The sequence below is a fragment of the Burkholderia metallica genome (genome assembly GCF_902832845.1).
Lineage (GTDB): Bacteria > Pseudomonadota > Gammaproteobacteria > Burkholderiales > Burkholderiaceae > Burkholderia > Burkholderia metallica.
Genome location: NZ_CADFDB010000004.1, coordinates 206,608 through 218,619, shown reverse-complemented (window position 1 = coordinate 218,619; position 12,012 = coordinate 206,608). Strand labels below are relative to the sequence as shown.

11 protein-coding genes are annotated in these 12,012 nt (G+C 68.1%); 6 read left to right on the top strand and 5 right to left on the bottom strand.

The features are described 5' to 3' along the window. From gmhB to HWX08_RS13820, 3 genes are read left to right on the top strand one after another with little or no spacing between them, the layout of a single operon-like run. Positions 1 to 564, top strand: a complete 564-nt coding sequence (gene gmhB / locus HWX08_RS13830) for a D-glycero-beta-D-manno-heptose 1,7-bisphosphate 7-phosphatase (RefSeq protein WP_069257542.1) — start codon at positions 1 to 3, stop codon at positions 562 to 564. Positions 565 to 607: 43 nt separating this feature from the next. After that, on the top strand, positions 608 to 1,372 hold the full coding sequence (locus HWX08_RS13825) for a lysophospholipid acyltransferase family protein (protein WP_069257543.1): 765 nt from the start codon (positions 608 to 610) through the stop codon (positions 1,370 to 1,372). A gap of 46 nt (positions 1,373 to 1,418) precedes the next feature. Further along, a complete protein-coding gene (locus HWX08_RS13820) occupies positions 1,419 to 2,306 on the top strand; it encodes a M48 family metallopeptidase (RefSeq protein WP_069258067.1) in 888 nt (295 codons plus the stop codon). Between the two features lie 107 nt (positions 2,307 to 2,413). On the opposite strand, the gene gloA is transcribed toward HWX08_RS13820, so the two are convergent. Then, positions 2,414 to 2,803, bottom strand: coding sequence for a lactoylglutathione lyase (gene gloA, locus HWX08_RS13815; protein WP_069257544.1), 390 nt, complete (start codon positions 2,801 to 2,803; stop codon positions 2,414 to 2,416). Between the two features lie 399 nt (positions 2,804 to 3,202). On the opposite strand from gloA, the gene HWX08_RS13810 reads away from it, so the two are divergent. Further along, entirely contained in the window at positions 3,203 to 4,138 is a 936-nt protein-coding gene (locus tag HWX08_RS13810; protein ID WP_069257545.1) for a DMT family transporter, read from the top strand. Between the two features lie 98 nt (positions 4,139 to 4,236). On the opposite strand, the gene rsmA is transcribed toward HWX08_RS13810, so the two are convergent. From rsmA to HWX08_RS13790, 4 genes are read right to left on the bottom strand one after another with little or no spacing between them, the layout of a single operon-like run. Continuing rightward, positions 4,237 to 5,064 carry a 16S rRNA (adenine(1518)-N(6)/adenine(1519)-N(6))-dimethyltransferase RsmA gene (gene rsmA / locus HWX08_RS13805; RefSeq protein WP_069257546.1) on the bottom strand — a complete coding sequence of 276 codons (828 nt, stop codon included), beginning with the start codon at positions 5,062 to 5,064 and terminating at the stop codon, positions 4,237 to 4,239. 49 nt (positions 5,065 to 5,113) lie between these two features. Continuing rightward, entirely contained in the window at positions 5,114 to 6,103 is a 990-nt protein-coding gene (gene pdxA, locus HWX08_RS13800; RefSeq protein ID WP_174921050.1) for a 4-hydroxythreonine-4-phosphate dehydrogenase PdxA, read from the bottom strand. Between the two features lie 11 nt (positions 6,104 to 6,114). Continuing rightward, positions 6,115 to 7,473, bottom strand: coding sequence for a peptidylprolyl isomerase (locus HWX08_RS13795; RefSeq protein WP_069257548.1), 1,359 nt, complete (start codon positions 7,471 to 7,473; stop codon positions 6,115 to 6,117). Between the two features lie 51 nt (positions 7,474 to 7,524). Next, a complete protein-coding gene (locus HWX08_RS13790; RefSeq protein WP_174921049.1) occupies positions 7,525 to 9,885 on the bottom strand; it encodes an LPS-assembly protein LptD in 2,361 nt (786 codons plus the stop codon). 223 nt (positions 9,886 to 10,108) lie between these two features. Here HWX08_RS13790 and HWX08_RS13785 point away from each other — a divergent pair, with 223 nt between their 5' ends. Both HWX08_RS13785 and murU read left to right on the top strand, forming a co-directional pair. After that, positions 10,109 to 11,158, top strand: coding sequence for an aminoglycoside phosphotransferase family protein (locus tag HWX08_RS13785; protein WP_174921048.1), 1,050 nt, complete (start codon positions 10,109 to 10,111; stop codon positions 11,156 to 11,158). Between the two features lie 31 nt (positions 11,159 to 11,189). Continuing rightward, a complete protein-coding gene (murU, locus tag HWX08_RS13780) occupies positions 11,190 to 11,909 on the top strand; it encodes an N-acetylmuramate alpha-1-phosphate uridylyltransferase MurU (RefSeq protein ID WP_174921047.1) in 720 nt (239 codons plus the stop codon). The last annotated feature ends 103 nt before the right edge of the window (positions 11,910 to 12,012 follow it).

The following is a 12,012-nucleotide window of genomic DNA, read 5'->3' as shown; positions in this document are numbered from 1 at the left end:
ATGCCGACCAGCCCCAACCGAAAGCTCGTCGTCCTCGACCGGGACGGCGTGATCAACGTCGATTCGGATGCGTTCATCAAGACGCCCGACGAATGGATCGCGCTGCCCGGCGCCCTCGAGGCGATCGCCCGGCTCAACCACGCCGGTTATCGCGTGGTCGTCGCGACCAACCAGTCCGGCATCGGTCGCGGGCTGTTCGACATGGCCGCGCTCAACGCGATGCATCTGAAGATGCATCGCGCGGCGGCCGCGGTCGGCGCGCGCATCGACGCGGTGTTCTTCTGCCCGCACACGGCCGAGGATCACTGCGACTGCCGCAAGCCGAAACCCGGCATGATGCAGATGATCGCCGAGCGCTTCGAGCTCGATCCCGATCACACGCCGGTCGTCGGCGATTCGCTGCGCGACCTGCAGGCCGGCGTCGCGGTCGGCTTCCAGCCGCACCTCGTGCTCACCGGCAAGGGCAAGAAGACGCTCGCCGGCGGCAACCTGCCGCCGGGCACGAAGGTCCACGACGACCTGCGCGCATTTGCGCTCGATTTCCTTTCACACGAACACGAGTGATGCAGCCGCCGCGCGCATTCTCCCCAACGCCAGACTTCCGCCGATGCGCTTCATCCGCTCCCTGCTGCTGCTGATCTACTTCATCGTGTACACGGTGCCGTACGCCACCGCGTGCTTCATCGCCTTTCCGTTCATGCGCCCCGATGCGCGCTACTGGATGGCGGCCGGCTGGTGCAAGTCGACGCTGTGGGTCGTGCGCTGGCTGAACGGCATCCGCTACCGCATCGAAGGGATGGAGAACCTGCCCGACGGCCCGGCCGTGCTGCTGTCGAAGCACCAGTCCGCGTGGGAAACGCTCGCGTTTCCGGCGCTGATGCCGAAGCCGCTCTGCTACGTGTTCAAGCGCGAGCTGCTGTACGTGCCGTTCTTCGGCTGGGCGCTCGGGATGCTGCACATGGTCAACATCAACCGCAAGGAAGGCAAGAACGCGTTCACGTCGGTGATCCGCCAGGGCAAGAAGCGCCTGTCGGAAGGCGCATGGATGATCATGTTCCCGGAAGGCACGCGCACGCCGGTCGGCAAGCAGGGCAAGTACAAGACGGGCGGCGCGCGCTTCGCGATCGAAACCGGTGCGCCCGTCGTGCCGATCGCGCACAATGCAGGTCGGGTGTGGCCGCGCAACTCGTTCACGAAATTCCCGGGCGTCGTCACCGTGTCGATCGGCAAGCCGATTCCGAGCGAAGGGCTGACGCCCGATGCGTTGAACTCGCAGGTCGAAGCATGGATCGAAGCGGAGATGCGCCGGATCGATCCGGATTCGTATCGCCAGGCGGGCAATGCCGGCACGCGCGATGCCGCGCGTGCCTGACGTTCCCGGGTTGCAGCCGTTGCGTACGACAAAAAGAAGCGAACTGATGAAACAGCGTCCGCGGCCACGGCCTGCCGTCGTGGCCCTCGATCATCGCCAGATGGATCTGCCGCTCTTCGACGGGCCGGCCGCCGCACCGTCGGCGCCCGCCACGCCGCCGGCGCCGCCCGACGCTGCTCCCGCCGCGCCGCTCGATCCGCGCCCGGCGCCCGATCGCTCACGCGTGCGTACGTTCGCACTCGACAGCCGCGTGCTCGAATACCGGCTGAAGCGCTCCGCGCGCCGCACGATCGGCTTCACGATCGACGGCAGCGGGCTGTCGATCACCGCACCGCGCTGGGTCACGCTCGCCGACATCGAAGCCGCGATTTCCGAGAAACAACGCTGGATCTTCGCGAAACTCGCGGAGTGGAAGACGCGCACCGAGCAGCGCGCGCTGCCGCAGATCGACTGGCGCGACGGCGCGCAGCTTCCGTATCTCGGCAAGACGGTGACGATCGCGCTCGGCGCGGGCGCCGTCGCGTTCGATGCCGATGCGCTGCGGCTGTCGCTGCCGCTGTCCGTGCAGGCCGACATGCAGCAGATCAAGGATCGCGTGCAGGGCTGGCTGCAGGGCGAAGCGAAGCGGATCTTCGGCGAACGCCTCGCGGTCTATGCGGAGAAGCTCGGCGTCACGTATTCGATGTACGCGCTGTCGTCGGCTGCGACGCGCTGGGGCAGCTGCTCGAGCGACGGCAAGATTCGCCTGAACTGGCGGCTGATCCATTTCCCGATGTCGATCATCGACTACGTCGTCGCGCACGAGCTGTCGCACCTGCGCGAGATGAACCACAGCCCGGCCTTCTGGCAGACCGTCGAATCGATCTTCCCCGAGTTCCGCGAGGCGCGGCACACGCTCAAGCATCATCCGCCCGAGCTGCTGCCGTCGCTTTGACGCGCGGCTTCGCCGCCCACGAAAAAGGGCGCCGCGGGTTACCCCCGCAGCGCCCTTTTTTGCGGCCGCGGCGCACGTCGCGCGCCGCGGCCCGGTTCACCCGGCGCTCAGTGCGCCTTCTTCTGGATGAATTCGATCTTGTAGCCGTCCGGATCCTCGACGAACGCGATCACGGTCGTGCCGTGCTTCATCGGGCCCGCTTCGCGCGTGACCTTGCCGCCTTGCGCCTTGATCCTGTCGCAGGCCGCGTACGCGTCGTCGACTTCCACTGCGAGGTGGCCGAAGCCGTTGCCGAGATCGTAAGCCGGCGTATCCCAGTTGTGGGTCAACTCGATCACGGTGCCCGTGCTTTCGTCCTCGTAGCCGACGAATGCGAGCGTGAACCTGCCTTCCGGATAGTCGTCGCGGCGCAGCACCTTCATGCCGAGCAATTCGGTGTAGAACTTGATCGAGCGGTCGAGATCGCCGACTCGCAGCATCGTATGCAGCAATCGCATGTGTTGTACTCCTGTGGGGACTTTCCAGAACCGGGAACTCTACCAGAGTCGGGTGAAATTCGCCGGGGGCGCCCAGCCGGGGGCGCCCAGCCGGGGGCGCCCAGCCGGGGGCGCCGAGTTGCGGGCGCTGGCGGCGCGTCCGGCCCGACGCGCAAAGCCGGTGCGCACTCGATACGCCCCATCCTCGCCGGCCGCTCCGCGCACCACACCGGAAAACCGCGCCGATCGGGTAACATCCGTCCACCTCGCACCAAAAACGGGCATGCGGCCCATCGCCCGAACGCGACCCCTTACCCTTCCCTACCGCCACACTGCCGTGCGAAACCGCCGATTCGAGCGCGCCGGATGCGCCGCCCTCCCGATCCCGCAGCCGCCGTACCGAACCGGTGAGGTTCGCCAATGACCGCACGCGCCGCCGCCCCCGCGCGCCGCGCGCTCGACACCCGCGCCGTCGGCCTGATGCTGCTGCTATGCGCGATCTGGGGCTTCCAGCAGGTCGCGATCAAGAGCACGAACGCCGCGATCGCGCCGATGTTCCAGGCCGGGCTGCGCTCGGTGATCGCGGCGCTGCTGCTGTGGGGCTGGGCCCGTTCGCGCGGGACGCCGCTGTTCCAGGCGGACGGCACGTTCGGCGCGGGCCTCGCGGCCGGTGCGCTGTTCGCCGGTGAATTCGTCTGCGTGTTCTTCGGGCTGACGCTGACGAGCGCGTCGCACATGGCGATCTTCCTGTACACGGCGCCGTGCTTCACCGCGCTCGGCCTGCACCTGTTCGCGCCCGGCGAGCGCCTGCAGCGCACGCAGTGGGCCGGTGTCGGCCTCGCTTTCGCCGGCATCGCGCTCGCCTTCGCGGACGGCTTCCTGAAGCCGCGCGCGCCCGGCGCCTCCGTGCTGGCGGGGCTTGCCGGCGACGCGCTCGGGATCCTCGGCGGCGCGATGTGGGCCGCGACGACCGTCGTCGTGCGCTCAACAGCGCTCGCACGGGCGAGCGCGAGCAAGACGCTGTTCTATCAGCTCGCGGTATCGGCGCTCGTGCTGGTCGCGCTTGCCGCGCTGTTCGGCCAGGTGTCGTTCGCGCACGTCACGCCGGTCGCGGTGGCGAGCCTCGCGTACCAGTCGGTGATCGTCGCGTTCGTCAGCTACCTGTCGTGGTTCTGGCTGCTCACGCGCTACAGCGCGTCGCGGCTGTCCGTCTTCACGTTCCTGTCGCCGCTGTTCGGCGTCGCGTTCGGCGTGCTGCTGCTCGGCGAATCGGTCGGCTGGCGCTTCATGTCCGCGGCCGCGCTCGTGCTGGCCGGCATCGCGCTCGTCAACGCGCCGCCGCGGCGGCGCGCATGACGCCCACGCGCAATCCGCGCGGGCCCACGCAATAAAAAACGGCTGCCTCGCAGGGCAGCCGTTTCGGCACACATCCGGTCCAGCTCGCGTAACCGGCGTCAGCCGGCCTTGCGCACCGCCGCGAGCGCCTGCGCGACGCCCACGTATTCGGCCACGCTCACGTCTTCCGCGCGGCGTGCGAGATCGAAGCCGAGCGCGTCGAAATCGATCGTCTCGCGATAGTCGCCGAGCGTATTGCGCAGCATCTTGCGGCGCTGCGAGAACGCGGCGGTGACGATTTCGCCGAGCAGCACGGGATCGACGTCCGGCAGTTCGTGCGGTTCATACGGAATCATCCGGACGATCGCCGAATCGACCTTCGGCGGCGGCTGGAACGACTCCGGCGGCACGTCGAGCATCTTCTCCATCACGTAGCGGTACTGCAGCATCACCGACAGCCGCGAAAACGCCTTCGTGCCCGGCTCCGCGACCATCCGTTCGACGACCTCGTTTTGCAGCATGAAGTGCTGGTCGATGACCGCATCGGCGAACGTCATCAGGTGAAACAGCAGCGGGCTGGAAATGTTGTACGGCAGGTTGCCGACGATCCGCAGCGACGGCTTGTCGCCCGGCGCCGCGAGCGAACGGAAGTCGAACGCGAGCGCATCGCCCGCATGCAGTTCGAGCAGCGCGCCGAAACGTTGCTGCAGCCGCCCGATCAGGTCGCGGTCGAGTTCGACCGCATGCAGCGGCGACTCGGGCGTCGCGAGGCGCGCGATCAGCGGCTCGGTCAGCGCGCCGAGCCCGGGGCCGATCTCGACCATGCGCTGGCCGCGCGCGGGGCCGATCGTCGAAACGATCGAATCGATCACGCCGTGATCGACGAGGAAGTTCTGCCCGAAGCGCTTGCGCGCGAAATGGCCTTGGTGCTGTCTGCTGTTCGACATCGACTCAGTAAAACGAAAAATACGACGAATGAGGTGAAGCCGGGCCGTGTCAGGCCGTGCGACGATGGCGCGCCATCGTGACAGCCGTGTCGAGCGCGGCGATCATGCTGCCCGGGTCCGCGCGGCCCGTGCCGGCCAGATCGAGTGCCGTGCCGTGATCGACCGACGTGCGGATGATCGGCAGCCCGAGCGTCACGTTGATGCCCTCGCCGAACGTCGCGTACTTCAGCACGGGCAGACCCTGGTCATGGAACATCGCGAGCACGCAATCTGCGCTGGCGAGATGGCGCGGCTGGAACAACGTGTCGGCCGGATACGGGCCGCGCGCATCAATGCCCTGCGCGTTCGCGCGGGCCAGCGCCGGCGAGATCACGTCGATCTCTTCGCGGCCGAGATAACCGTTCTCGCCCGCGTGCGGGTTCAGGCCCGTCACGAGGATGCGCGGCGCGGCCAGGCCGAAGTCGCGCCGCAGGTCGCGATCGATGATCGCGAGCGTCTCGACGAGCCCGTCGATCGACAGTGCGGCCGATACGTCCTTCAGCGGCAGATGGGTGGTTGCGAGCGCGACGCGCAGCGGCTGCGGGCCGGTTCCGGCCAGCATCATCACGACACGCGGCGTATGCGTGCGCTCCGCCAGATATTCGGTATGGCCGGTAAACGGCACGCCCGCATCGTTGATCGTGCTCTTCTGCAACGGCGCGGTGACGATCGCATCGTACCGGCCGGCCAGCGCACCGTCGATCGCCGCGTCGAGCAGCCCGAGGACATAAGGGCCGTTCGCCGCGTCCAGCGTGCCCGCCCGCGCGGGCACCGCGAGCGGATGATGCGCGACCGACACCGGCCCGCCGCCGGCCGGCGTGCCCCACTCGGCGCCGACGGCCGCCGCACGCGCATCGAGCAGCGCCGCATCGCCGAGCACGGTGAAATGCGCGTCGGGCCAGCGCTGCGCGGCTTCACGCAGCGCCTGCACGGTCAGCTCGGGGCCGACCCCCGCGGGTTCGCCGGTCGTGATCGCGATCTGCAGCGCGGGCGTGGTCATCGAACGCTCGCTCAGTTCGCCGGGCCGACGCCGCCGATCTTGTACTGCACGTACGACGAGTCGCGCAGTTCGCGCAGCCAGTCGGCATATGCCTGCTCGGCCTTGCGCTGGCCGATCGCCTGACGCGCGATATCCATCTGCTGCTGCACCGAACCTTCCGCCTCGCGGCGGCTCAGCACCTGGATCAGGTGATAGCCGTATTCGGTACGGATCGGCTGGCTGATCTGGCCATCCTGCAGGTTGTTCATCGCACGCTCGAATTCCGGCACGGTCTCGCCCGGGCTGATCCAGCCGAGATCGCCGCCCTGCGACGCCGACCCGTCCTGCGAGTAAGTGCGCGCGAACTTCGCGAAATCGCCGCCGGCCTCGACCTGGTTGCGGATGTCGGCCAGTTGCTGGCGCGCCTGGCCTTCCGACTTGCCTTCGCCCACGCGCAGCAGGATGTGGCGCACGTGCGTCTGGACGATCTTCGGTGCGGCGGCGCTCGCGCCCTGGCTCTGGCGGCGATCGACGAGACGCACGATCTCGAAGCCGTCCGGCACGCGGATCAGCGTCGGGTTGACCTCGCCCGGACGCAGCTTCGATGCGGCCTCGACGACGTCGGCCGGCAGCGCGCTCGGCGCCTTGAAGCCGAGGTCGCCGCCCTTCTTCGCGTCGTTCGCTTCCGAATTGTTCTTCGCGAGCTTTTCGAAATCGGCACCCGACTTCGCCTGCTGCAGCAACGCGTCCGCCTTCTTCTGCGCGGCTTCGATGTCGGCCTGCGGCGCGTTGGTCGGCGCCTTGATGAAGATGTGCTGGAAGCGCAGGTCCTGCTGCTGCGACGCGTTCGGCCCGCGCTGGCTCGCGATGTAGTTCGCGACCTCGGCGTCCGACACGGTGATCTTGCCGTCGACCTCGCGCTCGCGCAGCTTCGACAGCATCAGCTCGGTACGCGCGTCGCCCGTGAACACACTCCAGGGCACGCCTTGCGCTTCGAGACGCGCGCGGTACTGGTCGAGCGTCATGCCGTTCGCCTGCGCGAGACGCTGCAGCGTGGCCTGCACGGTCGCGTCGTCGATGCGGATCCCGTCGTCCTTGGCCTTCTGCACCTGGATGCGCTCGAGCACCATCTGGTTCAGCACCTGCGCGCGCAACTGGTCGGTCGGCGGCACGGGCGCGTTCTGCTGCTGCAGCCGGCGCGCGATCAGGCCCGCACGCTGGTCGAGTTCGCGGCCCGTGATCACGTCGTTGTTGACGACGGCGACGACTTCGTCGGCGAGCCGCGCACCTTGCGAACCGAGCGCCTGTGCCGCGGCCGGCGCGGCGGCGAGCAGCGCGGCGGCCGCAGCGAGGCTGGACACGACTGCCGCGAAACGAAGGGTTTTCTTCATTGCCACTGGAACTCCATTGAAATCGTGCTGACCGGTGCAGACAAGCCGGCGTTACTCGTAGTTGCTGAAGCGGGACATCGGCGGCGCCGGCGGCGGCAGCGGCGTATAGCCCGGCACCCCGGCACGGAACGCGGACACGAGGCCGTTGTCGACGGTCGACAGGCCCTTGAGCGTCAGCTGCATCATGAATCGCGTCGACGAGTTCTGCTGTCCCGACGAATTGATGCCGTTCGCAGCCCGTTGCACCCCGACCCCGAGCGCCCAGCAGTCCGCGTCGTATTGTAAGCCGACGAGACCGTCGACCACGCGATCGCCGGCGAGGTCGTAGTTGAAGCGGCCGATCGCATACAGGCGGCGCGTGAGCGGCCATTGCGCGGACACCAGGAACTGGTTGATCGGCTGGTTGTCGAGCGTGGTGTTCGATCGCGTATAGCGGTAGCCGACGTTGATCACGCGGCGCTCGCCCGGGCTGTAGCCGAAACCGACGCTCGACTTCACGAGCTGGTTGTTGTTCTGGTTGTACTGGAACGCCGTCTCCGACATGAAGCCCGAGCCGAGCTTCAGCGCGGCGCCGACGATCAGGTCCGAGTGGCGCGCCAGTACGGCGCTCTGCCCGGAATTCAGCGTAACGCGCTGATCGGCGAAGTAATACTGCTGCGCGACCACGAAGCGCGCACGCTCGTCGCCGGTGCGCGGATCGATGAAGCGCGACGTGAGGCCGGCCGTGATCCGGTTCGCATCGGCGATCCGGTCGTTGCCGACGAACGTGTTCGGCTGGTAGATCTCCGCGAGGCCGAAGTCCGATTCCGCGGTGTCGAACAGCGGGGCGTTCGACTGGTTGCGATACGGCGTGTACACGTAGTACAGGCGCGGCTCGAGGGTCTGGATGAAGTCCTGGCCGAACAGGCGCACCGAGCGGTCGAAGATCAGCCCCGAGTCGAAGCTCACGGTCGGGATCGACTCGGTGAAGCGCTTCGGGCTGTTCGGCGTGGTCGACGACAGGTAGTTCAGGTCGTACGACGCGAAGTGATACTGGACCTTCGGCACGGCGAAGTAGCCGGGGCCGTACACGCCGTACGAGATGTACGGATTGAAGACGATCCGGTCACCCTGAGTCGCATCGGCGGTCGTGATGCGGAACCGCGAATAGTCGGCTTCCGCGCCGAAGTCGAAGCCGCCGACGTTGTACTTCGTGTACTTCACGTTCAACTGCGGCTCGCGGCTGTACGGCGCGATCGACGGCGGCAGCGTCTGCCAGTGCTGGTAGCGCGCGAGCACCGACCACGGGCCGTTGTTGTACGTGAGGCCCGCTTCCTGCTGGTACAGCGTCTGCGTCCCGTTGATGAACTGGTTCGACGAACCGAGATCCTCGGGATAGGTGTTGTCCGAGACCTTGTTGAAGTAGACGTAGCCGCCGAAGCCGCCGCCGAAGTTCTGCTGGTGCTGCCAGTAGATCGCGTAGCGGTTGCGGTGCGCGAGCCGGTCATCCGGCAGGTAATTGGCCGTAAACGTGCCCGAATACGACGGCGACAGGTAGCGGAACGTCGCCTCGGCCATCACGCCGCGCCGCGAGATGATGCGCGGCGTGAGCGTCAGGTCGCGGTTCGGTGCGATGTTGAAGTAGTACGGCAGCGTCAGCTCGAAGCCGTTGCTCGAGTTCATCGAGAACGTCGGCGGCAGCAGGCCGCTGCGCCGTTCGCCCGACAGCGGGAACGTCATCCACGGGCTCGCGAAGATCGGCACGCCCTGGAAGAACAGCACGCCGTTGCGCGCGGTGCCTTCGTCGGCGCCCGTATCGAAGTCGAAGCGGCTGCCCTTGATGTACCACGCGGGGTTCGTCGAGCACTGGCACGCGGTGTAGGTGCCGTTGATGAACACCGAGCGCTCGTTGTCGACCATGTCGACGCGCTCCGCGCTGCCCGAGCCGCCCGTCACGTTGAAGTGATACTTCGGCGCGGTCATGAAACCCTGGTTCGCCTCGATCTTCAGGTGCGCCTCGGGGCCCGCGAACGACGTGCCGGAATTGATCACCCGGACCTGGCCGTACGCATCGGCCATGTCGGTATCCTGATCGTAGTGGATCGCGTCGGCCTTCACGACGGCGTCACCGCGCCGCAGCTCGGCCGAACCCTTCGCGGCGAGATCCTGCTCGGCCGTCCCGCTCGTGTGGTCGGCGATCACGAAGGCGGCCGGCTTCGCGCCGTCCTTCAGCGGATGATCCTCGAGCTGGGGCGCGAGGCGCAGATCCCACGGCGAGTCGAGCGGCTGCGGTTGCGCGGCCGCGCCCGACAGCTGCGCGTACGACACGGCCGGCACGAGGCCGGGCACGGCCAGGAGCGCGAGCGCGAGTCGCCGTTTGCGCGGCGCCCCGTCACCGGGGAAAACATTCGGGAATAGCGGTTTGGGCGGCATCTATCGTTTGGCGAATCGCCCCTTGTCAACCGCGCCGTCGCGGCACATTCGCGCGCGGCGGGCCGCGCCGTCGCACCGCGACTGCGGCTGAGCGCAAACCGGGGAGGCGATCGGGCGACGGCGCGACAGGCGGCGGGCCTGCTCGGCGCAAAGCTGACGCGGGGCGCGTCAAAAAAGTCGTGGGGTATTATATGGCAAGACGTTCCCCCCTCCTCCGAGTTTCATGACGCTCCCATCCGCCGCATCCCAGCCCGACGCCCGCCTCGACGCGCTCACCGCGTGGCTGCACCCGCTCGCCGAGCGCTTCGCGCTCGATCTGTCGACCCTCGCGCCCGCGTCGTCGGACGCCAGCTTCCGCCGCTACTTCCGGGTCGCAACGGCCACGAGCGCCGGCGGCACGCTGATCGCCGTCGACGCGCCGCCGCCCGAGAAGTGCCGTGAATTCGTGCAGGTCGCGCAGTTGCTCGCCGCGGCCGGCGACCACGTGCCGGACGTGCTGGCCCACGATTTCGACGCGGGCTTCATGCTCGTGACCGATCTGGGCCGCACGTCGTACATCTCGGTGCTCGATCCGGCCGACCCGGCCGCCGCGCGGCCGCTGATGCGCGCCGCGCTCGACGCGCTGATCCGCTTTCAGCTCGCGTCAAAGCCCGACGTGCTGCCGCCGTTCGACGAGGCATTCCTGCGCCGCGAGATGGAGCTGATGCCCGAATGGTTCGTCGGCCGCCACCTCGGCAAACCCGTCACCGACGCGATGCGCGGCACGCTCGACCGCACGTTCGCGCTGCTGGTCGCCAGCGCGCACGCGCAGCCGCAGGGTTTCATGCTGCGCGATTTCATGCCGCGCAACCTGATGGTGTGCGAGCCGAACCCGGGCATCCTCGACTTCCAGGACGCCGTCTACGGGCCGCTGACGTACGACGTCGTGTCGCTGCTGCGCGACGCGTTCATCAGCTGGGACGAGGAATTCGAGCTCGACTGCTTCGCGTACTACTGGGAAAAGGCGAAAAAGGCCGGCCTGCCGGTCGACCCGGATTTCGGCGAGTTCTACCGCCAGCTCGAATGGATGGGGCTGCAGCGTCACATCAAGGTGCTCGGCCTGTTCCCGCGCATCAACTACCGCGACGGCAAGCCGCATTACCTGAACGACCTGCCGCGCTTCATTGCGTACGCACGCAAGGTCGCACTGCGCTACCGCCCGCTCGTGCCGTTCGCGAAGCTGCTCGACGAACTCGAGGGCAACGCACCGGCCGACGTCGGCTATACGTTCTGATCGTTGCGACTCTCCTGACACCCGGCCGAACATGAGCAATACCCTGACCACGGCGATGATCTTCGCCGCCGGGCGCGGCGAACGGATGCGCCCGCTCACCGACACCCGCCCAAAGCCGCTGCTCGAAGCGGGCGGCAAGCCGCTGATCGTGTGGCAGATCGAGGCGCTCGCGCGCGCGGGCATCGAGACGATCGTGATCAACCATGCATGGCTCGGCGAGCAGATCGAGGCCGCGCTCGGCAACGGTTCGCGCTGGGGCGTGCGGCTCGCGTATTCGGCCGAGGGCGACGCGCTGGAAACGGCCGGCGGCATCGCGCAGGCGTTGCCGCTCATCGAACGCGACGGGCAGCCGGCCGTGTTCGCGGCCGTCAGCGGCGACGTGTACTGCGCGTTCGACTACCGGACGCTCGCACCGCGCGCCGGCCGGATGGCCGCGCTCGAAGCACCGGCGATGCACCTCGTGATGGTGCCGAACCCGCCGTTCCACCCGGCCGGCGACTTCGCGCTCGGCGACGACGGTCGCCTCGCGCTCGACGGCGCCGCGCGCTTCACGTTCGGCAACATCGGCCTGTACGACACGCGGATGTTCCGCGATCTTGCGCCCGGCACGCGCCGCGCGCTGACGCCGTACTATCGCGCGGCGATCGAAGCCGGCCGCGCGAGCGGGGAACTGTACGAAGGTATCTGGGAGAACGTCGGTACGCCCGCGCAGCTCGGCGAGCTCGACGCGCGGCTGCATGCCGCGCAGTGACCGGCTGATGGGGTCGGCGGGCTGATTGACCCGCCGACCGGTTGGCGAGTTGGCTGATCGGCGAGCGGGCCGGGTTCTCCGGCTTGGCCGATCGACACGCCAA

Excerpts from the sequence above, each read along its gene's own strand:
- HWX08_RS13790 (WP_174921049.1), bottom strand. The coding sequence starts at position 9,885 with ATGCCGCCCAAACCGCTATTCCCGAATGTTTTCCCCGGTGACGGGGCG.
- pdxA (WP_174921050.1), bottom strand. The coding sequence starts at position 6,103 with ATGACCACGCCCGCGCTGCAGATCGCGATCACGACCGGCGAACCCGCG.
- HWX08_RS13825 (WP_069257543.1), top strand. The coding sequence starts at position 608 with ATGCGCTTCATCCGCTCCCTGCTGCTGCTGATCTACTTCATCGTGTAC.
- HWX08_RS13810 (WP_069257545.1), top strand. The coding sequence starts at position 3,203 with ATGACCGCACGCGCCGCCGCCCCCGCGCGCCGCGCGCTCGACACCCGC.
- HWX08_RS13795 (WP_069257548.1), bottom strand. The coding sequence starts at position 7,473 with ATGAAGAAAACCCTTCGTTTCGCGGCAGTCGTGTCCAGCCTCGCTGCG.
- rsmA (WP_069257546.1), bottom strand. The coding sequence starts at position 5,064 with ATGTCGAACAGCAGACAGCACCAAGGCCATTTCGCGCGCAAGCGCTTC.
- HWX08_RS13820 (WP_069258067.1), top strand. The coding sequence starts at position 1,419 with ATGAAACAGCGTCCGCGGCCACGGCCTGCCGTCGTGGCCCTCGATCAT.
- murU (WP_174921047.1), top strand. The coding sequence starts at position 11,190 with ATGAGCAATACCCTGACCACGGCGATGATCTTCGCCGCCGGGCGCGGC.
- gmhB (WP_069257542.1), top strand. The coding sequence starts at position 1 with ATGCCGACCAGCCCCAACCGAAAGCTCGTCGTCCTCGACCGGGACGGC.
- HWX08_RS13785 (WP_174921048.1), top strand. The coding sequence starts at position 10,109 with ATGACGCTCCCATCCGCCGCATCCCAGCCCGACGCCCGCCTCGACGCG.
- gloA (WP_069257544.1), bottom strand. The coding sequence starts at position 2,803 with ATGCGATTGCTGCATACGATGCTGCGAGTCGGCGATCTCGACCGCTCG.